The following is a 23,768-nucleotide window of genomic DNA, read 5'->3' on the forward strand; positions in this document are numbered from 1 at the left end:
GCATATCTTACAACGCTTTAGCTAGCTGTTGGCGTCAAACGGCTTTCCCTTGCCTGTGGTTCTGCTAAATCTAGGCCCAACTGATTGATAGGCTGCACATGACCGACACTTTCCGCATCACCATGGCCCAGTTGAATCCGACCGTGGGCGACATCGAAGGCAACGCCGCCAAAGCGCGCGCCGCGTGGGAAACCGCCCGTGATGCAGGCAGCGATATGATCGCGTTTCCTGAAATGTTTATCGCAGGCTATTCGACCCAAGATCTGGTGATGAAACCCGCGTTCCACGATGCTTGCCTAAGACGGATCGAGGCATTGGCCGCCGAATGCGCGGACGGTCCCATTTTGGCCATCGGCGGCCCGCTGAAACGCGATGACCGTCTGTATAATGCCTATTTCATCTGCAAAAAGGGCCAGATCGCGGCCGTGCAGCTGAAACATTTCCTGCCGAACTACAACGTGTTCGACGAAGTGCGCCAATTTAATCGCGGCGCTATTCAAGGCCCATATGATGCGGGTCCGCTGCGGATCGGATCGCCCATTTGCGAAGACGCATGGTTCCGCGATGTCGCCGAAACCATGTGCGAAAGCGGCGCTGAAATGTTGGTCGTGCCTAACGGATCGCCCTATTACCGTGGTAAATTTGATCGCCGCATGTCCCATATGGTGGCGCGCGTTGTCGAAAACGATGTGCCGATGGTCTATGTGAACACCGTTGGCGGCCAAGACGATCAGGCGTTTGACGGCGGATCGTTCGTTCTGAACCGCGGCGGTAAATTGGCGGTTCAGCTGCCCCTGTTCGAAGAATGCGTTGAACACGTTGATTTCACCCGCACCGCCGACGGGTGGGAGGCAACCCCTGGCCTTATGGCCGTCTATGGCGATGACTGGGAACGCGATTACCACGCGATGGTGATCACCTTGCGCGATTACATGCGTAAAACGGGGTTCAAAAAGGTGCTGCTAGGTCTGTCGGGCGGTATCGATTCCGCGCTGGTTGCGACGATTGCGGTTGATGCGCTGGGCGCAGAAAACGTGCGCTGCGTTATGCTACCGTCCGAATATACGTCCCAAGGGTCGCTGGACGACGCCGAAGATATCGCAAAACGTTTGGGCGTTCATTATGACTATGTCCCGATCAAAGAAGGCCGCGACGCGATCACCAATACTCTGGCCCCGTTGTTCGCGGGCCGCGACGCTGACCTGACCGAAGAAAACGTTCAGTCCCGTTTGCGGGGCCTGCTGTTGATGGCGCTGTCGAACAAATTCGGTGAAATGCTGCTGACCACGGGCAATAAATCCGAAGTCGCCGTGGGCTATTGCACCATCTATGGCGATATGAACGGCGGCTATAATCCGATCAAAGACCTGTACAAAACGCGCGTCTTTGAAACCTGCCGCTGGCGGAACGCGAACCACCGCCCGTGGATGGACGGCCCAGCGGGCGAGGTGATCCCAGTGTCGATCATCAATAAACCGCCCAGCGCCGAATTGCGCCCCGACCAAAAAGACGAAGACAGCTTGCCACCCTATGACATTCTGGACGCGATCCTAGAAGGTTTGGTCGATCAAGAATCCAGCGTCGCCGATCTGGTCGCACGCGGCTACGACTATGATACCGTCAAACGGGTCGAACACCTGATTTACATCAGCGAATATAAACGGTTCCAATCTGCGCCGGGTACGCGTTTGACAAAGCGGGCATTTTGGATGGACCGCCGTTATCCGATTGTGAACAGGTTCCGCGATAGTTCCATGTGATCACCGGATCGTGAATGTCGGTCACGGCTAAGTTAGGGCGCGGAACGGTTTCGCGCCCTTTCGTGTTCTCCTTTCAAATCAGCGGCACTGTCGTCGCTTTGAAAGGAGTTCGAAATGAAACCGATCAAAACTGCTCTTATGGGGTCTGCAATCGCGCTAATGGCTGCAGCACCTGCCACGGCTCAATCGCTATCCGCAACCGCAGCAACCGACCTGAATGTTCGTTCGGGACCAGGTGCATGGTATGAACCTGTAACTGTTATTCCAGGTGGCGAAATGGCAATGGTTGACGGTTGTTTGTCCAACGCTGAATGGTGCGAAGTTACCTACGATGGCGTGCAGGGCTGGTCCTATGCCCCTTACCTGACCATCAACGAAGGCGAAGAGTTCGTGACTCTGCCACAGGCAACGGTAACGACTGTTGAAACCATTGAAATGGTCGATGTTGAAGCCACCGAAGCTGAAGAAACCGGCGCTGGCCTTGCTGGCGGTGCGGTCGGCGCGCTGATCGCATATGGTTTGGGTGGCCCTGTTGGCGTGATCGCCGCAACGGGTATGATGGGTGCTGCCGCTGGTGCTGCGACTGTTGAACCAACGACAGAAACCATCACCTACATCGAAACTAACCCAGTTGAGGCTGTATGGCTGAACGGTGAAGTTGTTGTTGGTGCGGGTATCCCTGAAACCGTGACGACCTATGACACGCCAGAGGTCGCCTTTGACTATCTGAACGTCAATGGTCAGACCGTTGTGATTGACGCCGAAACCAACGTGATTGTCGACGTTATCGGCTAATGTCGCCTAATTAATTGACGAAACGGCGCGGGTTTTCCTGCGCCGTTTTTTGTTGTGAACCATCTGGTTTTGGATCAGACATCATGGGTGCAGAATGAAAGACATGCTATGACCTCGCACCGCGCCCCCATCACCGAAGCCGAAGCTTTTCTAGACGCTTATCCAGATGTATCGGCCATCGATATTGTGTTGACTGACCTAAACGGGATCGGGCGGGGGAAAATCATTCGCCGTCACGAACTGCTGCCGTTGTTCAAATCGGGCCGCGGGATGCCTGCGACCTTGTTTGCGCAGGACGTATCGGGCCACGACGTGGATGACGCGATTGATTGCGTGACAGGCGGCACGGGCGATAGCCGCTGTTGGCCCGTTGCGGGAACCTTGGGGTTTATGCCTGCCACAGGACGCGGGCAGGTTTTGTTGCAGATGGAGGCGGAAAACGGCGCACCGCACCCCATTGATCCGCGCGGCGCATTGCTGCGTCAGGTCGCGCGGGCGCAGGCCGCAGGTTTCACCCCCATGGGCGCGATGGAGCTAGAGTTTTATCTTATCGACCGCGACCGCGATGCCCATGGCCGCGTTCAACCCGCACGCGCTGCGATGACGGGGCGGCGGTTGTCGGGCACCAACTGCATGTCCGTCGATGAACTGGACGAAATGGCGCCGTTCTTTGACGATGTTTATGCGGGCGCTGCGGCGATGGATCTGCCGCTGGAAACCGTTATTTCCGAATATGCTGTGGGCCAATTTGAACTGACCTTGCGCTATCGCGATCTGATTTCCGCGGCGGATGATATTATCCGCGCCAAACGCCTGATCCGCATGACTGCGCGTCGATACGATATGGACGCCTGTTTTATGTCGAAACCTTTTGGCGAAAGCTCGGGTTCGGGCATGCATTTGCATTTGTCGCTGGCGGACGAAAACGGCGCGAACCTGTTTGCCGATCAGGGGGATGACCTGTCGCCGCTGATGCTGTCGGCGATTGGCGGCATCCGCGCGTCGATGGCAGATAGCATGTTGGTATTTGCGCCTGTTCTGAATTCTTGGCGTCGGTTCGCGCGCAAGGTCTATTCGCCCGCCACGAATACTTGGGCTGTCGAAGATCGCGGCGTTGCCCTGCGCGTCCCTGCAGGTAGCCCCAAATCCCGCCATTTCGAACACCGTATCGGCGGCGTGGATGCGAACCCGTATCTGGTTGCAGCCGTGACTTTGGGCGCTGCATTGGACGGGATCGAACGTGGCATCGGGGCAGGGGCCGAAGGTCCTGATGGCGGCGTGGACTATCCCACTCTACCAACCAGCTGGGATCAGGCGATTGATCTGTTCGCCGCATCCAATCCGATGAAATCCATTCTGGGCGCCGATTTGCACGCCACATATTCGGCAGTGAAAAAGGGCGAATGGGAAACACTCGCCCTTTGGGTCACGGATGCCGAATGGCAGCTATATGGGCCGAATTTATAACAGCTGGTAGCTGTGCGGCACGAAATGGAACCCGTTTTCCGATCGCGTGTCGATGTAACCCAGTCCGGGGAACGGCATGTGATAGCCCACAACAGGAATACGGTCTGCGGCTGCCATCCCCAAAATACGCTTGCGGGTTTCGGCGGCGGCAGTTTTGTCCATGTCAAAACGGACTTCCCATTCGGGGTGCTGTAGCGACCAGACATAGTGATTGGTCGTATCGGCCATCAGCAGCAGTTGGCTGCCATTCGATTCCAGCATGTAACCCATATGACCGGGCGTGTGCCCATGCGCAGCAACGGCAGTGATGCCTGACCGCACCGAACCACCATCCCCAAGGAATGTCATCTTTTCAGCCAGTGGGCGCACCTTTGCGTCAAAACCATCGTTCCCAGCTGCGGCCCAATGGTCATATTCGACCTGACCCGTGACATAGGCCGCATTGGCAAAGGTCACGCCAGCATCGCCCGACAAACCGCCAATGTGGTCGCCGTGCATGTGGGTCAGCACAACATGGGTGATGTCATCTGCCGAATAACCCGCCCCAGCCAAGGCCGAGGTGATCCCGTCAGCCGATAGGCCCGTGTCGAACAGGATAACTTCGGACCCTGTGTTCACGACCGTGGGGGTAAAGAAATTCACGCTGCGGTCGGCAGGGATAAAGTTTTCGGCGGAGGCCGCTTCGAATTCTTCGGCGCTGGCGTTCATGCCAAAGGTGCCTTGGGGGTTATCCATCGGGCGGCTGCCCGCCAGCAGGGTTGTTACCTCGAATTCGCCCAGATTGAATGTGCGGTGGGTGATCGGTGTGGGTTCAGGCGACGTCGCGTGCCCAGCGGCGGATGCGTTCATGGCAAAGCTCGCGATAGGTAGAGTTGCGCCAGTTAATAGCGCCTGTCGGCGTGTAATGGTCATTAATAGTCTCCCTATTTCAATAATTAAGTGAGATAGGGCGGCTGCTATGGCGGGTTAGTCAAACTATCGTGAGTGGATTATTCCCACCAGCGATCAATCGTTGCGATCTGATCATCGGTCCAACCGAAATGATGCGCAAATTCGTGGGTGGTGACATGGGCGACCAGTTCGGCAAAGGTCACGTCCCCGCGTTCGGCCCATTCATCAATGATCGGACGGCGGAACAACCAAACGGTGTCATCCACGCTTTCGGCGAACCCTTTTTGCGTCAGTGGCACACCGACATACAGCCCCGTCAGAGTGTATGGATCGTCCTCTTCGTCGTCCTCGGGCCAGTCATCGACGCAAATCGCGACAGCGCGGGCGTGTTCGTTAAACGGCGCAGGGAAATGATCGGCCGTTTTGCGGGCCAATTCGGCGATTTGATCGTTGGTGGGGGCGGTATAGTCCATAACCCCGATATGGACATTTATAGCCCAATATGAAAGAGGCAGAACGAACAGGAGATGAACATGACAACAACCCGTTTTGCCCCGTCCCCAACTGGCTGGATGCACATTGGTAACCTGCGCGCAGCGCTGATGAACTTTTGCATTGCAAAGCAACAGGGTGGTACGTTCATCCTGCGGATCGACGACACCGATCAGGAACGTTCCAAACAGGAATATGTCGACGGGATCATGGATGCGCTGGAATGGCTGGGCATCACCTATGACCGCGTTGAATATCAATCCAAACGTCTGGATCGTTACACCGCAGCCAAAGACAAACTGATCGAAATGGGTCGTTTGTACGAATGCTTTGAAACGCCGACCGAATTGGACCTGAAACGCAAGAAACAGCTGAACATGGGCAAACCGCCTGTGTACGACCGTTCTGCTCTGGCCCTGTCTGACGATGAAAAGGATCGCCTGCGCGAAGAACGCGGCGGATCGCACTGGCGTTTCAAACTGGACTGGGAACGCATCGAATGGACTGACGGGATTTTGGGCGACATTTCGATCGACGCATCGTCCGTATCCGACCCTGTTCTGATCAAAGATTCCGGTCAATTCCTGTACACGCTGGCGTCCGTTGTTGATGACACTGAAATGGGCATCACCAACGTTGTGCGCGGGTCCGACCACGTGACCAACACCGCAACGCAAATCCAGATGATCAAGGCGCTTGGCGGCACCGTGCCTACCTTTGCCCACCATTCGCTGCTGACCGGCCCACAAGGCGAGGCACTGTCGAAACGTCTGGGCACTCTGTCGCTAAAGGACATGAAGGGCGAAGGCGTCGAACCAATGGCGATCATGTCGCTGATGGCGCGTTTGGGCACATCCGACCCTGTTGAGCTGCGCGACACCGTGCAAGAGGTGATCGACGGTTTCGACGTGTCGAAATTCGGCGTGGCCCCGACCAAATTCGATGTCGAGGATCTGAAGCCTCTGACCGCGCGCATCAACGCTGCGAAACCGTTTGACGCCGTGAAAGCCGATGTTCTGGCGCTGGGTGTTCCCGAACATCTGGCCGAAACGTTCTGGTCGGTTGTCCGTGAAAACATCACGTTCCTGTCCGACATGCAGGACTGGTGGACCCTGTTCCGCGATGGCGCCCCTGCGCTGGTCGCTGAAGAGGACCGCGAAATGATTGACACCGCGCTGGGTCTGTTGGGCGAACCGCCATACACTGCAGACACTTGGGGCGAATGGACGTCCGCAGTGAAAGAGGCAACAGGCCGCAAAGGCAAGGGTCTGTTCATGCCGCTGCGCAAGGCCGTCACAGGCCGCGAACGCGGCCCGGACATGGGCAATGTCATGCAGCTGATGCAGGTGAAACCGCGCCTGTAATCAGTCCTGCGGCTGACCCAATTTCGCTAAATATTCGTTGACCGTCGCCGTCTGTGCGGCGGTCAATTTTCTTGCGCGGGGGTAACGCGGGTCGGCGCGGTCATTCAGGACCGGACCCCAATTGTGCGTCGTGTCAAAGAAATGCTGCGCACCTTCATCGCCGAACATATCCATGTACCCCTGAACGACGACATCCAGATACGACAACAGGATTGGATTGACCGAAGGCGCCTGATAATGCCGTGCCTCAACCTCATAAACGGCGGTCGGCATCTGCGCCCCGTCAATCAGGTGGGTCACGTCTTTGCGCTGATATCCCGACTCTCGTTCATCTAAAGCGACCCAATCTCCATGCGGTACCTGCGCTGTGACGCCCAGCAATACCGTTTCGTCGCATGGTTCCACCGATAGGAATGCGGGCTCTTGGATCGAGGTGTGACGCCATACACGCCGCCAACCCTTTAGCGTGGCGGTCTGTGGGTCGGGGTATTCATGAGTGGTCAGGTTAACAAGGCTGCCGTAGCCGAAAAATCGCGGGTGGGTCATTGGGGTCTCTTACTTGGTTACCCGTCATATAGAGTGGTCATGACCAATAATCGACCGTCAGTATCCTTCGCCTTTTAGGATGGCGCGGTAACTGTAGTAGGGTTTGATGTTTTGCCCTGGTTCGTCGATGTAATTGGGATCTTGTGGCACACAATGGTGACCGCAGATTTGATAAGCGATCATTTCGGATGAATCCACATACCACAGCCGCCCACCTGGGGTCGCGATCCATCCATCGATGCCAGATGCCTCGTCCGATTCCATATCGGTCGATGATGGCACTTCGGAATTATATTCGGGGCTATATGTGCTGTGGGTGTGGAATGACGCGATAACGTCGAATTTCGTAGGCCAGTGGGGCAGGGTGCATCCAGCTTCTGAACCGGTGCTTAAACGGCTACTGACCAAACGGCCTGCATCATTGCGTCCGATATAGCCGCAAATCTCCCTGTTCAGTGCAAAAGAACGCGGCTGAATTTTTTCGAAAATTTTGACGATATAGGCCTGTTCCTCGGCCACGGGGCTGATCGTTTGTCCAATCACTGGGTTGGCAAACGCGATCAGGCTAAAACAAATAGACGCAAAAAACTTCATGGGCACAGCATTCCTGCGCCCATGAAATAAATCAACCTAAATCAGATCAGCTGTAGATCGATTGCAGATTCGCGACCGTCGCGGCCGGACTGCAGTTCAAAGCTGACTTTCTGGTTTTCATTCAGACCCTGCAGACCCGAACGCTCGACTGCGGAAATGTGAACGAAAATGTCCTTGGAACCGCCATCAGGGGCGATAAAGCCGTAGCCTTTGGTAGTGTTGAACCATTTCACGGTGCCAGTGGCCATCGTGAGACTCCTTGTAGTAGTGTCCGCTCGCGGTATTGCAGCGGCTCGGCTTGTCAGTACTGGATCGAAGAACTGGGCCGAAAAAGGAGACAGTGTCGAAAAAGGTCGTAACTCGCAGGCTATAGCATGGCATGAAGTTGAAATTAATCAAGTAAAGCTTTTGACACTGTGGGTTGTGTCGGATCTTAACACATCTTATATCCCTTATGTTTCGCAAGCAGGAGAGCGCAAATGGCTGGAATGAAAATCACCTGTCTGGACTGTGGTCAGGTCAACCGCGTGCCTGAAGACAAATTGGGGGCCACTCCGAAATGTGCGACCTGCGGCAGCAAACTGATGAATTCCAAACCTGTCGAACTCGATCTGACGACGTTACAAAAGGCCGCGCGCAATGACGATGTGCCGCTGATTGTGGATTTCTGGGCGCCGTGGTGCGGGCCGTGTCGTGCGATGGCACCAGAGTTTTCAAAAACCGCCGCAGCGATGGCGGGAAAGGTGCGTTTGGCCAAGCTGAATACCGACCAACACCGTGCAGCCAATACAAAATATCGGATAAGCGGCATCCCGACGATGATCTATTTCGCCAAAGGCAAAGAGGTCAAACGCCAGCCAGGCGCAATGCGCGGGCCAGATATTATGCGTTGGATTAACGGATAATTAGAACGGAGCTTGTTCAGCGATCGTTTTGGCGCGGGTTGGTTTCATCTGATTAACAATGGCCCATAACGGCAGGGCGATGCCCAGCCCTAGATACAATGCGAACGCAGGCACAATCGGCAAGTGTAGGAAACTCATTGCGCCGATTGCCACCATGAGGCCCAGAAAGCTGCTGGTCAGAAAAAGAATGATCATTTGGCCTTGTCCTCTATGTTCATGGTGTACTCGTTAAAGGCGATAAGTATTGATATTCCGTTTTCAGATTGCAGAGTCGGTCGCGTATTCCTCTGGCGTGTAATCTATCCCTTTGGATCGCCTGAAATTCGATTTTGTGGATAATTTTTCGCACAGGCGTTAAATTTCGGGCCAGAAATGGTCGAATCGCATGTGATTTTGATAGGTAATATCTATCGTTTAACGGTTCTTTGATATTGATCGATCGGGTAATTGCGCGCATTTTGCGTCAAATTACCGGAGCTCCAGATGTCGCAGACAATCCAGACCGTTTCCGAAATCATCGCAAGGCATGCCCATCTAGAGGGCCCTTTACTGCCGATGCTGCATGATATTCAGGCCGAATTGGGTCATATCCCCGAAACCGCAGTGCCCGAACTGGCCGCCGCCCTGAATATTGGCCGCGCCGAGGTGCACGGCGTCATCAGTTTCTATCATGATTTCCGCAAATCCCCTGCGGGCAAACATGTGGTCAAAGTCTGCCGCGCAGAGGCCTGTCAGGCCGTTGGCGCGAATGCGCTGTCGGATCGGGCATTGGCTCTGCTGGGCGGCGATTGGCATGGTAAAACGGCGGGCGGTGTGACGATCGAACCGGTTTATTGTCTGGGTCTGTGCGCCTGCGGACCTGCTGTGATGGTCGACGGCCAACTAGAGGGCCGCGTCGATACGGCCCGTTTCGATGAAATCCTGAAAGAGGTCGGCGCATGAAAATCTACATTCCCCGCGACGCCGCTGCCAAAGCCTTGGGCGCTGACCGCATTGCTGCGGCTGTTCAGGCTGAAATCGCCGAACGCGGCATTGATGCGACCATCATCCGCAACGGCACGCGCGGCATGATCTGGTTAGAACCTTTGGTCGAAATCGAAACGGATCAGGGTCGTATTGGCTATGGTCCCGTGACTGTTGCCGACGTCAAAGCGATCTTTGAAGGTGACAGCGACAAATCACTGGGCGACGTCGAACAGCTACCGTTTTTTGCGGCCCAGACGCGTTTGACGTTTGCGCGGGTGGGTAAAATCGACCCGCTGTCGTTGGATGATTATCAGGCGCATGGCGGTTTGGCTGGCCTGCGCCGCGCTATCGCGATGACGCCAGAAACCATCGTAGACGAGGTGAAAACGTCGGGCCTGCGCGGACGCGGTGGTGCGGGTTTCCCGACGGGTATCAAATGGGACACGGTTCGATTGGCCCACGCCCCGCAGAAATACATCGTTTGCAACGCGGACGAAGGTGACAGCGGCACCTTTGCCGACCGCATGATCATGGAGGGCGACCCCTTTACCCTTATCGAAGGCATGGCCATCGCGGGTATCGGCGTCGGCGCGACCAAAGGGTTCGTGTATATCCGTTCAGAATATCCAGACGCCATCGAACAGATGAATGACGCCTGCGATATCGCCCGTAAAAACGGCGTTTTGGGCGACGTTCTGGGGTCTGGCCATCAGTTTGACATCGAAATCCGCGTCGGCGCGGGAGCCTATGTCTGCGGCGAAGAAACGTCGTTGCTGAACAGTCTAGAGGGCAAGCGCGGCACGGTACGGGCCAAGCCGCCTCTGCCCGCGCTCGAGGGGTTCATGGGCCGTCCGACGGTCGTAAACAACGTCATTTCGCTGGCGACCGTACCTGTGATTTTCGAAAAGGGCGCGCAGCATTACGCCGATTTCGGGCTGGGCCGATCCAAAGGCACCATGCCGATCCAGATCGCGGGCAATGTGAAATTCGGCGGGCTGTTTGAGATGGCTTTCGGCATGCCTTTGGGTGATCTGGTGAATGAAATCGGGGGCGGCACCGCATCGGGTCGTCCGGTCAAGGCGGTGCAGGTCGGCGGCCCGTTGGGTGCCTATATGCCCGTGTCCAAATTCGACACGCCGTTCGGGTACGAAGAGTTCGACCGCCAAGGCGGATTGATCGGCCACGCAGGGATCGTCGTCTTTGATGATACCGCCGATATGCTGGGCATGGCGCGATTTGCGATGGAATTCTGCGCGGTAGAAAGCTGTGGCAAATGCACGCCGTGCCGCATTGGGGCCGTGCGCGGTGTCGAAACCATCGACCGCATTGCGCAGGGCGATACGGACGCGATCGATCTGTTGACCGATCTTTGTGATACAATGAAAGACGGATCGCTATGCGCGCTGGGTGGGTTCACGCCGTACCCTGTGATGTCGGCGCTGCAAAACTTTCCCGACGAATTTCAATCCGCAAAGGAGGCAGCGGAATGAAGGACTTTATCATCCCATGGGGCGACGACCGTGATCTGGGAACCCCTGCGTCGAAATCCGATAAAACCGTCACGCTAAAAATTGACGGATTTGATGTGACCGTGCCTGCGGGTACGTCGGTCATGCGGGCCTCTGCGCTGGCGGGGATTGATATCCCGAAGCTATGCGCGTCCGATAATCTAGAGGCGTTCGGATCCTGCCGTCTATGCGTCGTTGAAATCGAAGGCCGCCGTGGCACGCCCGCGTCCTGCACCACGCCCGTTGCCGACGGTATGGTTGTCAAAACCCAATCGCCAAAGGTGCAAAAACTGCGCAAAGGCGTGATGGAATTATACATTTCCGATCACCCGCTGGATTGTTTGACCTGCGCGGCGAATGGCGATTGTGAATTGCAAGATCAAGCGGGCATCGTCGGTCTGCGCGACGTGCGGTATCATCCCAAACAAACCCATTTCAATGTGCGTCAAAACGGCGAAGCGAACCCTCAGTTCATTCCCAAAGACGACAGCAACCCGTATTTCACTTATGACCCTGCGAAATGCATCGTCTGTTCCCGCTGCGTCCGCGCCTGCGAAGAGGTGCAGGGAACATTCGCCCTAACCATCGAAGGACGCGGTTTCGACAGCCGCGTGTCTGCAGGCGCTGCGGGCGATGATTTCCTATCGTCCGATTGCGTATCCTGCGGCGCCTGTGTTCAGGCCTGCCCGACGGCGACGTTGCAAGAAAAATCCGTGATCGAAATGGGCACGCCTACCAAATCGGTTGTGACCACCTGCGCCTATTGCGGTGTCGGCTGTTCGTTCAAGGCCGAAATGCGCGGCGACGAATTGGTGCGCATGACGCCTTATAAACACGGCAAAGCGAACCGCGGCCATTCCTGCGTCAAAGGCCGCTTTGCCTATGGATACGCCAAACACAAAGACCGTATTCTGAACCCGATGATCCGCGACAGCGTCGATCAGCCGTGGAAAGAGGTATCGTGGGACGAGGCGCTGACCTTCGCCGCGACCAAGATGCGCGGATTGCAGGAAAAATACGGTCAGAAATCGATTGGCGTGATCACGTCTTCGCGCTGCACGAATGAGGAAACCTATCTGGTTCAAAAACTGACCCGTGCGGTGTTCGGAAATAACAACACCGACACTTGCGCGCGCGTCTGCCATTCGCCGACGGGCTATGGTTTGGGGCAGACCTTTGGCACCTCGGCCGGGACGCAAGATTTCGACAGTGTCGAAGAAACCGATTGCGCGATGATCATCGGTGCGAACCCGACCGATGGGCACCCCGTGTTTGCCAGCCGTTTGAAAAAACGCATCCGTCAGGGCGCAAAGCTGATCGTTGTCGATCCGCGCCGTACGGATATGGTGAAATCGAACCACATTCAGGCCGATCACCATTTGCCTTTGCGCCCAGGCACGAACGTCGCCGTTGTCACCGCCATGGCGCATGTAATTGTCACCGAAAACCTGATCGACCAATCCTACGTGCGCACGCGCTGTGACTGGGATGAATATCTAGCCTATGCCGATTTCGTCAGTGACCCACGCCATTCGCCCGAGGCAACCGAACTGCTGACCGGCGTTCCCGCAGAGGATCTGCGGGCCGCCGCGCGGTTATATGCGACAGTGGGGAAATCTTCGATCTACTACGGATTGGGCGTGACAGAACATTCCCAAGGATCGACCACTGTTATCGCGATTGCGAACCTTGCCATGCTGACGGGCAACGTGGGAATTAACGGGGCGGGCGTGAACCCATTGCGCGGTCAAAATAACGTGCAGGGGTCGTGCGACATGGGATCGTTCCCGCATGAATTGCCCGGCTATCGCCATGTGAAAAACGCGGACGTGCGCGAAGTGTTCGAAAACGCTTGGGGCGTGCCGATCGATCCTGAACCGGGTCTGCGTATTCCCAACATGCTGGACGCGGCCGTCGAAGGCACGTTCAAAGGCCTGTATTGTCAGGGCGAAGACATCCTGCAATCCGATCCAGACACCAAACATGTCGCTGCTGGTCTGGCGGCAATGGAATGCGTGATCGTCCACGATCTGTTTCTGAACGAAACCGCAAACTACGCCCATGTGTTCCTGCCCGGATCGTCGTTCTTGGAAAAGGACGGCACGTTCACCAACGCCGAACGCCGCATCAACCGCGTGCGCAAGGTGATGGCGCCGCCGAACGGCTATGCGGACTGGGAAATTACTCAGATGTTGGCCAACGCCATGGGCGCGAACTGGACCTATACGCATCCTAGCCAGATCATGGATGAAATCGCGGCCACCACGCCAAGCTTCGCCAACGTCAGCTATGAGGCGCTAGAGGAAAAGGGATCGATCCAGTGGCCGTGCAATGACGCGCACCCAGAGGGCACTCCGCTGATGCACGTTGACGGGTTTGTACGCGGCAAAGGCCGTTTGATCGTCACCGAATATGTGGCGACGGACGAAAAAACGGGGCCGCGTTTCCCTCTGCTGCTGACCACGGGGCGTATTCTGTCGCAATACAACGTGGGTGCGCAGACGCGCCGCACGGAAAACTCTGTCTGGCACGATCAGGACGTTCTGGAGATCCATCCGCACGACGCCGAATTGCGCGGGGTCAAGGACGGCGACTGGATCAAACTGGCGTCGCGTTCTGGCGAAACGTCGCTGCGGGCGCAGATCACGGATCGGGTCAGCACGGGCGTTGTGTATACGACGTTCCACCACCCTGATACGCAGGCCAACGTGATAACCACCGATTTCAGCGACTGGGCCACCAATTGCCCTGAATACAAGGTAACAGCGGTGCAGGTCAGCCTGTCCAATGGCCCGACCGATTGGCAAGAGGATTACAACGCCCAAGCGGCGGCCTCGCGCCGCATTTTGCCCGCTGCCGAATGACACGGGTGTTGCCGCAAGAAGTCCCCGTTGCGATCGTGTTTAACGGCACGACGCAGGCGGTGATGATGGCAACGCCCGATAAACTCGATGCCTTTGGGATCGGTTTCGCGCTGACCGAAGGCACAGTGACGCGCGGCGATGAAATCGAAACGCTAGAGGTCATCAGACACGCCAAAGGGTACGAGGTCCGCATGTGGGTTTCAGACGCGGCGGCGGATCGTATGGCAGAACGGCGGCGTTCGATGATGGGGCCTGTGGGCTGCGGTCTATGCGGGATCGACAGTCTGGATCAGGCCGTGCGCGATGTGCCGCGTGTGATATCGGATTTCGCCATGACCACCGAACAGGTCCGCGCCGCGACCGCTGATTTGCGTAATCACCAGCCGTTGCATGACCAAACCCGCGCGGTACATGGCGCAGCGTTCTGGCAGGGCGACATCATCGCCGCGTGCGAGGATGTGGGGCGGCACAATGCGTTGGATAAACTGATCGGCACCTTGATGCAGAGGGGCATCGACCCCGAACAGGGCGCGATTGTGCTGACCAGCCGCGTGTCGATTGATATGGTGCAAAAGGTCGCTATCTTAGGTGCGCCTATCCTGATCGCGGTATCGGCCCCAACTGCGCAGGCCATTGAAATCGCGGACAAATCGAACCTGACCGTCGCGGCATTGTCGCGGGGGGATCATTTTGAAACTTTCACTCACCCTGAACGGATACGCCCATGAAAACGGAAAAGATGGTTTATATGGTCAACCAGATCGCGACCTTTTTCGAAACGCAGCCGGGTGATGATCAGGCGGACCGCGTGGCGGATCATCTGCATGATTTTTGGGAACCACGCATGCGCGAACAACTGGCCGCGCATCTGGATGCGGGCGGCGAAGGTTTGTCGCCATTGGCCTACAAAGGTGCAAAGCTGCTATTCCAAAAAGCGTAAGCTATCGCCGTTGCGCTGGTTTGCATACATTTGTATACAAACCGCAAAGTCATTAGCCTAACGGATTTGTCGTGCCACTGAACCAGCCCAGCTCTGCCCTATTGAACGCTAGCTGGAAACGCATCCTGATTTCCCACGTGATAGGTGCCGCAGGGGGCGCGATTTTCTATTATTTCAGCCTGCCGTTGCCGTGGATGTTGGGCGCGATGCTGTTCACTTTTACCGCTGTTATGCTGGGTCTGCCCGCGCAGACGATCCACAAACTGCGCACGCCCGTGATCGCCATTATCGGTGTCATGCTGGGATCAGGTTTCACGGCCGAAATTTTGGCCAGCGCAGGTGGCTGGATCGTGTCGCTGGCGTTTCTGGCGTTTTATATGGCGGTCGCAGCGGCGCTGCTGGTGCCGATTTACACCCGTATCGGCGGCTATGACCGCAACACGGCCTATTTCGCGGCGATGCCGGGCGGCGTGAACGATATGGTCATCATTGGTGAGGCGATGGGCGCAGACGGTCGCCGCATCGCATTGGCCCATGCCGCGCGGATCGTGATCACGATTGCCGTCGTGGCGTTCTGGTTCCGCGTTGTTCTGGGGCTCGAGGTGTCGGGAAATCTGTCGAACGGGAATTACGACCCTATGGGGCTGTGTGATTTTCTGTTGATGACGGGCTGCGCGGTGTTTGGCACGATCATGGGCAAGAAACTGAAATTCCCCGCCCACGCGCTATTGGGGCCGATGGTTTTGTCGGCGCTGGTGCATGTGACAGACCTGACCCATTCGGTGCCGCCATCGTTGTTGGTTAATATTTGCCAAGTCTTTCTAGGCACCGCATTGGGCGTGCGTTTCGTCGGTACGCCAAAGGGAATGGTGGCGCGGTCCATGCGTCTGTCGTTCGTTGCGACGCTGATCACGCTGGCGTTGACCCTGATTTTCGCGGTCGCATTCCACACGCTGTTCGACCAGACGACCGAACAGGTCATTCTGGCCTACGCCCCCGGCGGTTTGACGGAAATGAGCCTTGTCGCACTGTCGATGGGCGCGGATGTTGCCTATATTTCGGTGCATCATTTGGCGCGAATAACGATGGTGATCGCCTTCGCGCCAATCATTTTGAAACTGATGCTGCGCCGCGGGATTTAACAGATCCGCGGCAGCTGTTCGCCCACCAGCATATCTACGATGCGGCTGCCGCCAAATGCGGTTTTCATGGTGACCATGGGCGTGCCTGCCTTGGCCCGTCCGATGATCGCGGCATCGCGGCCCGTGTCGACCGACCGCATCGCCGCCAGCGCCGCATCAGCGTGTTCTGGTGCCACGAACAGAACCAACGTCCCTTCGTTGGCCAGATACAGCGGATCAAGGCCTAGGATTTCGCAGGTGCCTTTGACCTCTGCGCGCAAGGGCAGGGTGGTTTCGTCCAATTCGATGGATAGGCCTGCGGCCTCGGCCATTTCGTTTAGGGAACTGGCGATGCCGCCGCGCGTGGCATCACGGCAGGCGCGGACGGGTACGGCGTGGCAGACGGCCTCCATCAGGTGGCCCAGTGCGGCGCAATCGGATTGCAGGTCGGACATCAGCATCATGTCGCCGCGCGCGGCCAGAATGGTTGCGCCGTGATCGCCCAACACGCCGTTCACAATGGCAACGTCGCCGTCCTGTATGCTGTCTGCGCGGATATCGCGATCGGCGGGGATGACACCCACGCCAGACGAGGTGATGAACACCTGATCTGCACTGCCGCGACCGACGACTTTGGTATCGCCGGTGACGATCTTAACGCCCGCTTTGTCCGCCTCGGCCTTCATCGATGCAACGATGCGGCGCAATAAGGCGATTTCGGTGCCTTCTTCGATGATGAACGCCGCCGACAGCCACAGCGGTTTCGCCCCACCAACGGCCAGATCGTTGACCGTACCGCAGACCGCGATTTTGCCGATATCGCCACCCGGAAATTCGACCGGAGTCACCACATAGCTATCGGTCGTAAACGCCAGTTTCGCGCCCTTTTCCAGCAGCGCATCAGACATCAAACGGGCCTGATCTTCGCTGCTTTCGGGTTCGAAAACGTCGGTGAAAACGGATTGGATCAGATCGCGCATCGCCTTGCCGCCGCCGCCGTGGGATAGGGTGACACGTTCGTCGCGTAGCATTTTGTTCATTCTGCTGCCTCCACCGCGCGGCGTCCGCCATATTGCCAATAAGCGGCACAAGCGCCTTCGGAACTGACCATCAGAGCGCCCAGCGGCATTTCTGGGGTGCAGCCATTGCCGAATTTCGGGCAGGCGGTTGGTTTGATACGGCCCGTCATCACGGCCCCGCATTCACAGCCGTCAGGTTCCTGAACGCTGCGCTGGCCCGCCGCGTACCCAATGCCAAATTTTTCTTCGGCGTCAAAGGCTTTGTACTGGTCGCGGATACGCAGGCCGGAACTGTCGATTTCGCCCAATCCGCGCCATTCAAACGATGGACGGCGTTGATATACATCGGCCATTGCGGCGATGGATACAGGGTTGCCGTGTTCGGGCACGATACGGGCGTATTGGTTTTCAACCTCGGCCCGTCCATCGCGGATTTGTTCCAGAACCATCAGAACGGATTGCAACAGGTCCAGCGGTTCAAAGCCAGCCACTACAATCGGTTTTCCGTAATCCTGCGCGATGAAATCATAGGGGTGGATGCCGATCACCATCGACACATGACCTGGCCCGACGAAACCGTCCAGTACCATGTATGGGTCGTCCAGCAGCACCTTGATCGGTTCCGGCACGGTGATGTGGTTACAGAAAACGCTGAAATTGGGTAGACCTTCGCGCGCGGCCTGTTGGATGGACAGAGCCGTGGACGGCGTGGTGGTTTCGAACCCTAGGCCGAAAAATACGACCTCTTTGTCTGGGTTGCGGCGGGCCAGTTCCAGCGCGTCGAGCGGGGAATAGACCATGCGGATGTCTGCGCCGTCGGCCTTGGCCTGCAGCAATGATTTACGGGTGCCGGGCACGCGCATCGCATCGCCAAAGGTGGTGAAAATCACGTTGTCCTTTTCCGCGATCTGAACGCATTCATCGACGCGCGACATGGGCAGAACGCAGACAGGGCAACCGGGGCCGTGGATGAATTCGATGCCTTCGGGCGTGAGGCGATCCAGACCATAGCGGAAAATCGCGTGGGTGTGCCCGCCGCAGATTTCCATGATGTGGATTGGTTTTTCTTTGGTCGCGCCGATTTCGGCGGTGACCTTTTCGATTTTCGACAGAAGAGCTTTGGCTGCCTGCGGGTCGCGGAATTCTTCTACGTATCTCATGCGAACGCTTTCGCCCCCTCTGCCATGTTTTCCAATTCCTCTTGAGCCTCGCCCAAATCGCGCAGAGCCTCTAGCGTTGCGGCGGCCTCATCTTCGTCGATGATCGCCATCGCGAAACCAACGTGGATCAACGCCCATTTGCCGACCAGATCAGCAGGGTCGCCCGTCAGAACAGGGGCATAGGACACTTCGCGTTTGACGCCCGACACATCGGCCATGGCCATCATGCGCGGCTCGTCGGTAATGGCCACCAATTGGCCGGGGATACCTAAACACATTGGCTAGTCCTCTTCTTGGGATTGGCGAGTTTGCGGGTTGATGCCATAGCGATCCAGTTTCGCCCGTAGACCCACGCGCGACAGGCCCAGTTCGGCAGCAGCGCGGCTTTTGTTCCATTTCAGGCGGGTCAGCGTTTCGCGCAGGATACGCATCTCGATCAGCTCTACGCGGTCTTTTAACGTGCCTTCGGCGGTCAAAACCTCTTCGGCGCGGCGGTCATCGCCGTCACCGGATGGGTCAGCTTGTAGGATGTTTCGCGAAATCAACTCAGGGCCCAAAATGCGATCTTGGGCGAAGATAAGCATGCGGGTGACTTCGTTTTCCAGTTCTTTCAGGTTGCCGGGCCAGTCGTAGTTTTCCAGAAACTCTAGCGCCTGATCGGACAGGCCATGCACGGGTTTGCCATGACGCTGTGCGGCTTCGAACAGTAGGTGCTGTGCCAGAACGGCAATGTCACCGGGGCGTCCGCGCAGGGGCGGGATGTTCAGTTCGGTGACCGACAGCGCGTAATACAGATCCGCGCGGAACAACCCATCAGCGACGCGGGCGCGCAGGTCCACATGGCTGCCCGTCAGCAGACGCATGTTCGTGGTCATGGTTTCGTGCCCGCCCAGCGGCTGAAACGCGCCTTCGGTCACTACGCGCAGCAGGTTCAGCTGCAATTCAGGCGACAGGGTTTCGATCCCGTTCAGGAATAGGGTGCCGCGATCTGCCTTTTGCAGTAGGCCGATTTTGTTCGACTGGATGCCTGCGATTGCACCGCGTTTGGCACCGAACAGTTCCAGTTCGATCATCTCGGGCGTCATGCCCGTGCAGTTCAGTTCGAAAAACGACCGATCAGACCGCAGCGACGTGTAATGCATCGCGCGCGCAATTTGGGTCTTGCCGCTGCCAGCCTCACCAATTAGCAAAACAGGCACATCAAATGATGCGTATTGGCGCGCTGCCGTCAAAATAGGATTTAAGGGCGAATTAGGCGCACGCAGTACGTTTTCGAAACCTAGACCTTCGCGCAGGGCTTTGCGCTGTTGTTCTAGGCGGCCCTCCATCGTTTGGCCCAGATATTTCTGTTCCAGCGACATGCGTTCGTTTTCGCGGGCCAGTTCAAACAGATGCGACGCGTTTTTTGCGGCCATCAGCAACTGGTCAGGATGCCACGGTTTGGTGACAAACTGATAGATGCCCGCGTCATTGATCGCGGCGATCATATCGTTGGTTTCAGTATAGCCGGTGATGATGATCCGCACGGTTTCTGGCCAGCGGTCGCGAACATCCGTCAGAAATTCCACGCCTGATTTTCCGGGCATGCGCTGGTCACAGAAAATGACCTGCACATAGTTGTCTTCCATCAGGGCGGCGGCCTCTTCGGCGTTGTTGGCGGTCAGACAATCGAAATCATCCTCTAGCGCCATACGCATCGCCGAAAGGCTGTGCGGTTCGTCATCAACCAATAGGACCGTGGGTAGGGTCATTCGGCTGCCCTCGGTTGGGATTTTTCAGCGCGGCGTGCGTTCAGCCAGCCAATCCATTGATCCATGCCTTCGCCTGTGCGGGCCGACACGGGAATGATTTCGATCGAAGGGTTCACGCGGCGCAGGTTTTCGACATAGAGGTCCAAATCCACATCACAATGCGGCGCCAGATCGACCTTGTTCAAAATCGCAACGCGGGCGGCGGTGAACATATCGGGGTATTTCAGCGGCTTATCTTCGCCTTCGGTCACGGACAGGATCGCGACTTTGCAATCTTCGCCCAGATCAAAGGACGCGGGGCAGACAAGGTTGCCGACGTTTTCGATAAACAGGAACGACCCGGTCGCAAGGTTCAAATGTTCCATCGCGTGACCAACCATGTGGCCGTCCAAATGGCAGCCTTTGCCAGTGTTGACCTGAATGGCGGCAGCGCCTGTTGCGCGGATGCGGTCGGCGTCATTGGCGGTTTGCTGGTCGCCTTCGATCACGGCCAGTGGGGCATCGCCCAAAGCTTCGATCGTTTTGCACAGAAGGGTGGTTTTGCCCGAACCGGGCGAGGACACAAGGTTGATCGCGAATGATTCCAGCCCTGCCAGCACGGCGCGGTTTGCATCGGCGTAGCGATCGTTTTTGGCCAGAATGTCGGTCTCGATCTCGATCAACCGTTCTTGGGACATGCCTGGCACTTCGACGCCAGCGGGGCCGTGGCCGAAATGGATGTCGCCGTGGTGGTGATGGTGGTGGTGGTGATGACCGTGATCATGGGAATGACCGTGGTCATGATGGTGGTCTTCGATTTTGGCGTCACCGCATCCACAAACAGTACACATCACTTTACCTCCAGATCTTTAATTCGCATTTCGTCCCCGCCTTGGGGCATAAGTTTCCCGCCGCCGCAGTCGGGGCAGGGGTCTAAACGGTGGTCGATTTCGACCTCTTTCATGCAGTCATAGCACAGCGCGCGGCCGGGCAGATCGATCATGATCAGTTCGGCGCCTTCGGCTACTGATCCACGCATCACAACGTCAAAGGCGAATGACAGCGCATCCTTTTCAACGCCCGCAAATTTGCCGATTTCAACGCGGACCTTGGTCACGGGGCGGTCTGTTGCGCCTTCGATCATGTTGCGGATGCCTTCGCATAGGGACATTTCATGCATGGTTGGCCTCTTTCACTGTGATTGGGGTGCAGGGGTCCAGAATGTCCATCAAAAGCGGCAGTTTGGATGGATCGGGCAGGATGTGCAGCGATCGTTCCAAAATACCGTCTGGGGTGGTCAGATGATCGGTCGGCGTGATCCGTTCGATATCCGTAATTTGATCGGTTTCGCACGAAATGCGCAATCCATAAACGCCACGCGGGGCCGTCACAATCGCTCCAAAGGGCGTATCGCGGTATTCGGGTTCGTGGTGCAGATCCAGCAGGCGGGCGGTGACGCGCCATAGTGGGCCGTGGCCGTAATGATCGGCGATGGCCTGCATCAGCGGGTGATCTGCATGGCGGCCCGCGACCGAATTTTCCATCGGGGCGCGACTGAATAGCATATCGTCCGTCGCGGGGTGTAGCAGGCCCGTATCGCAGGCGCGGTTGGGAAAAGCCGCATCAATGGCCGCAAAAATGGGCGCGAGGCCCTTGCTAGACCGCATCCAAGCCTGAAAGTCATCCAGTGTTTTCGGAATAGCGCCAATTGCGTGGGTTAGAATAACATCGGGTTTGCCAGCCCAAGTCGCGGGCATATCAACCGAAACGCCCAATCGCTGAGGTAGAGCTACATACAAGCGCAGCACGTGGTCGCGTAATGCTTCCTCTTGTGCGGTTTGGGAAAGTTTGGCGGGCACATCGGTGCCTGTCGCTATACGTGCCGCAATATCCTGCGCCCCGCGGCACAGGTTAAACAGGCGCGGCAGAACGGTCACCGCATCATGACGTGTTTTGCCCACAAACAACCGCTGCAATGGCAAAGGTTGCGGCGCGGCCACGTGATATGTGATGCGGTGATCCAGCATTTATTCAGCCTCGGCCGATAGACCCGCGGTGATCACCTTGCGGCGCGACGGGGTGGCGTCGATTTCGGTTTCTTCTTCCGGTGCCTCGGCTGCGGCGATTTCAGCCTCGCGGGCGGCACGGATGTCTTCGCGGCGGTCGGTTTCGGCGCGGTTTTCATCCTTGAACAGTTCGACCATCACAGCGCGGGCCACATCGACGGCCTGTGCCTGCGTGTTGAAATCACCCATCGGCGAAAACAGCGAACAGGCTTTGTACCCGCCCGATTGTTCGCGGACGTTATGGATGAATTCGTAATCGCCCGATGGGAAACCAATCGTTTCCTTTTCACCCGCGACCAGATTGGACCAATCTTCGCCCTCTTTCGGCAGTAGGAACAGGTTCATGAACCATGGCGTGATCAAGATGCCCAAGGGGCGTTCGTTCCAGTATTGGAACCCGACGGCCTGAACGTGCAGCACCTTGTTCACCAATGGAACGTCACGCATTTTGGCGTGCCAAACCTCGCGGAAATCGGATTCCAGACGTTTCGCCAATTCATCCAATTCGCGGGCCTGAACCATGGATTCCGCGCCTGGGTCCTCTAGCACCATGAACTGTTCCTTGGGTGCCGAACAGTTGGGGCAGGACCAGTCATCGGGCAGCGCGGTGAACGCTGTGCCCGGTTCGACCTGACGGTAATCGTCGCCATCTGCAGGATCGTAGGGCGTCCAGCAGATTTTGCATTCCATGATCGCTAGCGGACTGATTTTGTCAGTCGCGCCTAAGAAAGATCCCTCGAACCCGCTCATTTGATTGTCTCCATCACGTCGCGGATGCGTGCGTCGCTGTCGCGCAGGTCTTCGTCTGCGGCCAATGCGACCTCTGGCATGTCGGTGACTTCGAACGTGTCCAAAATCAGCGTGTCCATCGAGTTGTAGAACTGAACGCGCCAGACGTTTGCCAATGCCGTCGCGGTGACGCGGCAGTTGCCGTAGCCGCGCGACAGAACAGTGACCGCGCCTTCGCCCAGTGCGGCATCCAGCCATTCCAGATCAGGTTCGGTATGCGGCAGCAGGGTCAGGTTGATGACGTGTGGCACCATGCCTTTTTGATAGCTGGCGGATTTGTCGATCAGTTCGGCCAGCAGCGCAGGCGCGTTTGCGATGCCCGCAGGTTTCGGCGCAGCGGTCAACAGGGCAGGGCGGTGCGCGTCATGGGCGCGGGTCAGGGCCAGCGCTGGAATCGGAGCGACCTCGACACGGTTCACGCCTTCGCCCTTTAGCAGCCAAACGCCCGCAAAGAACGATTCCTGTGCGCGAACAGCAGGGATGCCGCGCAGACGCAGGGAAACTTCGCCTTCGCCCAATGTATCGGCGATAAACGCGCGGTTGGTGTCGTCAAAGCCCGACAAATCAAAGCTGTAGGACTGCATATCAACCGCGCATTTCGCGCAGGCCGCTGCCACCTCGTGCATGAATTGCGTGCCTGCCGCGACGTCGGATGCGTCTTTGAATTCAGGGGTATGCGGCGCATAGGTGCGCATATCCTGCGGCATGATCGTGTACTGCAGTTCGTCGTCTTCTGCTAAAGGCTGCGAACCAGGGCCAAAGCCGGTCGGGGGCATTACAAAGTTCGACAT

26 protein-coding genes are annotated in these 23,768 nt (G+C 57.1%); 11 read left to right on the forward strand and 15 right to left on the reverse strand.

Annotation, left to right across the window (positions count from 1 at the left end; translation table 11 throughout):
- Nucleotides 1–98: 98 nt before the first annotated feature.
- The 3 genes from BVC71_RS01500 (at nt 99) to BVC71_RS01510 (ending at nt 4,022) form a co-directional block, all read left to right on the forward strand.
- Complete coding sequence (locus tag BVC71_RS01500) at nt 99–1,760, forward strand: NAD+ synthase (protein ID WP_086449866.1); 1,662 nt, start codon at nt 99–101, stop codon at nt 1,758–1,760.
- 114 nt (nt 1,761–1,874) lie between these two features.
- Entirely contained in the window at nt 1,875–2,555 is a 681-nt protein-coding gene (locus tag BVC71_RS01505; protein WP_086449867.1) for a DUF1236 domain-containing protein, read from the forward strand.
- Nucleotides 2,556–2,663: 108 nt separating this feature from the next.
- Nucleotides 2,664–4,022: a glutamine synthetase family protein gene (locus tag BVC71_RS01510; RefSeq protein WP_086449868.1), complete on the forward strand. Its 1,359-nt coding sequence runs from the start codon at nt 2,664–2,666 to the stop codon at nt 4,020–4,022.
- Here BVC71_RS01510 and BVC71_RS01515 read toward each other — a convergent pair.
- On the reverse strand, nt 4,017–4,934 hold the full coding sequence (locus BVC71_RS01515) for an MBL fold metallo-hydrolase (RefSeq protein ID WP_086449869.1): 918 nt from the start codon (nt 4,932–4,934) through the stop codon (nt 4,017–4,019). The two genes, BVC71_RS01510 and BVC71_RS01515, sit on opposite strands and share 6 nt — an antisense overlap.
- A 77-nt stretch (nt 4,935–5,011) precedes the next feature.
- Nucleotides 5,012–5,386 carry a metallopeptidase family protein gene (locus tag BVC71_RS01520; protein ID WP_086449870.1) on the reverse strand — a complete coding sequence of 125 codons (375 nt, stop codon included), beginning with the start codon at nt 5,384–5,386 and terminating at the stop codon, nt 5,012–5,014.
- A 60-nt stretch (nt 5,387–5,446) separates the two neighbouring features.
- Between BVC71_RS01520 and gltX the strand changes: the two genes are divergently transcribed.
- Complete coding sequence (gltX, locus tag BVC71_RS01525) at nt 5,447–6,769, forward strand: glutamate--tRNA ligase (RefSeq protein ID WP_086450635.1); 1,323 nt, start codon at nt 5,447–5,449, stop codon at nt 6,767–6,769.
- On the opposite strand, the gene BVC71_RS01530 is transcribed toward gltX, so the two are convergent.
- Genes BVC71_RS01530 through BVC71_RS01540 form a run of 3 tightly spaced genes read right to left on the reverse strand, consistent with a single transcriptional unit; the run spans nt 6,770 to nt 8,157 of the window.
- On the reverse strand, nt 6,770–7,315 hold the full coding sequence (locus BVC71_RS01530; protein ID WP_086449871.1) for a gamma-glutamylcyclotransferase family protein: 546 nt from the start codon (nt 7,313–7,315) through the stop codon (nt 6,770–6,772).
- A gap of 57 nt (nt 7,316–7,372) precedes the next feature.
- Entirely contained in the window at nt 7,373–7,909 is a 537-nt protein-coding gene (locus tag BVC71_RS01535; protein WP_086449872.1) for a DUF4329 domain-containing protein, read from the reverse strand.
- A gap of 41 nt (nt 7,910–7,950) precedes the next feature.
- Nucleotides 7,951–8,157 (reverse strand): cold-shock protein, encoded by a 207-nt coding sequence (locus BVC71_RS01540; RefSeq protein ID WP_086449873.1) that lies wholly within the window; start codon nt 8,155–8,157, stop codon nt 7,951–7,953.
- A gap of 231 nt (nt 8,158–8,388) precedes the next feature.
- Between BVC71_RS01540 and trxC the strand changes: the two genes are divergently transcribed.
- Nucleotides 8,389–8,814 (forward strand): thioredoxin TrxC, encoded by a 426-nt coding sequence (gene trxC, locus BVC71_RS01545; RefSeq protein WP_086449874.1) that lies wholly within the window; start codon nt 8,389–8,391, stop codon nt 8,812–8,814.
- Here trxC and BVC71_RS01550 read toward each other — a convergent pair whose 3' ends face one another.
- Nucleotides 8,815–9,009 (reverse strand): hypothetical protein, encoded by a 195-nt coding sequence (locus tag BVC71_RS01550; RefSeq protein WP_086449875.1) that lies wholly within the window; start codon nt 9,007–9,009, stop codon nt 8,815–8,817.
- 288 nt (nt 9,010–9,297) lie between these two features.
- Between BVC71_RS01550 and BVC71_RS01555 the strand changes: the two genes are divergently transcribed.
- The 6 genes from BVC71_RS01555 to BVC71_RS01580 all read left to right on the forward strand — a co-directional run bounded on the left by BVC71_RS01555 (nt 9,298) and on the right by BVC71_RS01580 (nt 16,234).
- Nucleotides 9,298–9,756 (forward strand): formate dehydrogenase subunit gamma, encoded by a 459-nt coding sequence (locus BVC71_RS01555; protein ID WP_086449876.1) that lies wholly within the window; start codon nt 9,298–9,300, stop codon nt 9,754–9,756.
- Nucleotides 9,753–11,270, forward strand: a complete 1,518-nt coding sequence (locus tag BVC71_RS01560; protein WP_086449877.1) for a formate dehydrogenase beta subunit — start codon at nt 9,753–9,755, stop codon at nt 11,268–11,270. The genes BVC71_RS01555 and BVC71_RS01560 overlap by 4 nt, the downstream gene beginning before the upstream one ends.
- Entirely contained in the window at nt 11,267–14,152 is a 2,886-nt protein-coding gene (fdhF, locus tag BVC71_RS01565; RefSeq protein WP_086449878.1) for a formate dehydrogenase subunit alpha, read from the forward strand. The genes BVC71_RS01560 and fdhF overlap by 4 nt, the downstream gene beginning before the upstream one ends.
- On the forward strand, nt 14,149–14,880 hold the full coding sequence (gene fdhD / locus BVC71_RS01570; protein ID WP_086449879.1) for a formate dehydrogenase accessory sulfurtransferase FdhD: 732 nt from the start codon (nt 14,149–14,151) through the stop codon (nt 14,878–14,880). Before fdhF ends, fdhD begins: the two co-directional genes overlap by 4 nt.
- Nucleotides 14,877–15,092: a formate dehydrogenase subunit delta gene (locus BVC71_RS01575; RefSeq protein WP_086449880.1), complete on the forward strand. Its 216-nt coding sequence runs from the start codon at nt 14,877–14,879 to the stop codon at nt 15,090–15,092. Before fdhD ends, BVC71_RS01575 begins: the two co-directional genes overlap by 4 nt.
- A gap of 71 nt (nt 15,093–15,163) precedes the next feature.
- Nucleotides 15,164–16,234 (forward strand): AbrB family transcriptional regulator, encoded by a 1,071-nt coding sequence (locus BVC71_RS01580; protein ID WP_086449881.1) that lies wholly within the window; start codon nt 15,164–15,166, stop codon nt 16,232–16,234.
- Here the strand turns inward: BVC71_RS01580 and hypE are convergent.
- From hypE to BVC71_RS01625, 9 genes are read right to left on the reverse strand one after another with little or no spacing between them, the layout of a single operon-like run.
- Nucleotides 16,231–17,253 (reverse strand): hydrogenase expression/formation protein HypE, encoded by a 1,023-nt coding sequence (gene hypE, locus BVC71_RS01585; RefSeq protein WP_086449882.1) that lies wholly within the window; start codon nt 17,251–17,253, stop codon nt 16,231–16,233. The two genes, BVC71_RS01580 and hypE, sit on opposite strands and share 4 nt — an antisense overlap.
- A complete protein-coding gene (gene hypD, locus BVC71_RS01590) occupies nt 17,250–18,392 on the reverse strand; it encodes a hydrogenase formation protein HypD (protein WP_086449883.1) in 1,143 nt (380 codons plus the stop codon). The genes hypE and hypD overlap by 4 nt, the downstream gene beginning before the upstream one ends.
- Nucleotides 18,389–18,670: a HypC/HybG/HupF family hydrogenase formation chaperone gene (hypC, locus tag BVC71_RS01595; RefSeq protein WP_086449884.1), complete on the reverse strand. Its 282-nt coding sequence runs from the start codon at nt 18,668–18,670 to the stop codon at nt 18,389–18,391. Before hypC ends, hypD begins: the two co-directional genes overlap by 4 nt.
- Nucleotides 18,671–18,673: 3 nt before the next feature.
- Nucleotides 18,674–20,143 carry a sigma-54-dependent transcriptional regulator gene (locus BVC71_RS01600; protein ID WP_086449885.1) on the reverse strand — a complete coding sequence of 490 codons (1,470 nt, stop codon included), beginning with the start codon at nt 20,141–20,143 and terminating at the stop codon, nt 18,674–18,676.
- Entirely contained in the window at nt 20,140–20,973 is an 834-nt protein-coding gene (gene hypB, locus BVC71_RS01605) for a hydrogenase nickel incorporation protein HypB (protein WP_086449886.1), read from the reverse strand. Before hypB ends, BVC71_RS01600 begins: the two co-directional genes overlap by 4 nt.
- Complete coding sequence (locus BVC71_RS01610) at nt 20,973–21,302, reverse strand: hydrogenase maturation nickel metallochaperone HypA/HybF (RefSeq protein ID WP_086449887.1); 330 nt, start codon at nt 21,300–21,302, stop codon at nt 20,973–20,975. Before BVC71_RS01610 ends, hypB begins: the two co-directional genes overlap by 1 nt.
- Nucleotides 21,295–22,149 carry a hypothetical protein gene (locus BVC71_RS01615; protein WP_086449888.1) on the reverse strand — a complete coding sequence of 285 codons (855 nt, stop codon included), beginning with the start codon at nt 22,147–22,149 and terminating at the stop codon, nt 21,295–21,297. Before BVC71_RS01615 ends, BVC71_RS01610 begins: the two co-directional genes overlap by 8 nt.
- On the reverse strand, nt 22,150–22,938 hold the full coding sequence (gene hybE / locus BVC71_RS01620; protein WP_086449889.1) for a [NiFe]-hydrogenase assembly chaperone HybE: 789 nt from the start codon (nt 22,936–22,938) through the stop codon (nt 22,150–22,152). It lies immediately after the preceding gene.
- Nucleotides 22,935–23,768: a hydrogenase expression/formation protein gene (locus tag BVC71_RS01625; protein WP_086449890.1), complete on the reverse strand. Its 834-nt coding sequence runs from the start codon at nt 23,766–23,768 to the stop codon at nt 22,935–22,937. The genes hybE and BVC71_RS01625 overlap by 4 nt, the downstream gene beginning before the upstream one ends.

The organism is Marivivens niveibacter (assembly GCF_002150005.2).
Lineage (GTDB): Bacteria > Pseudomonadota > Alphaproteobacteria > Rhodobacterales > Rhodobacteraceae > Marivivens > Marivivens niveibacter.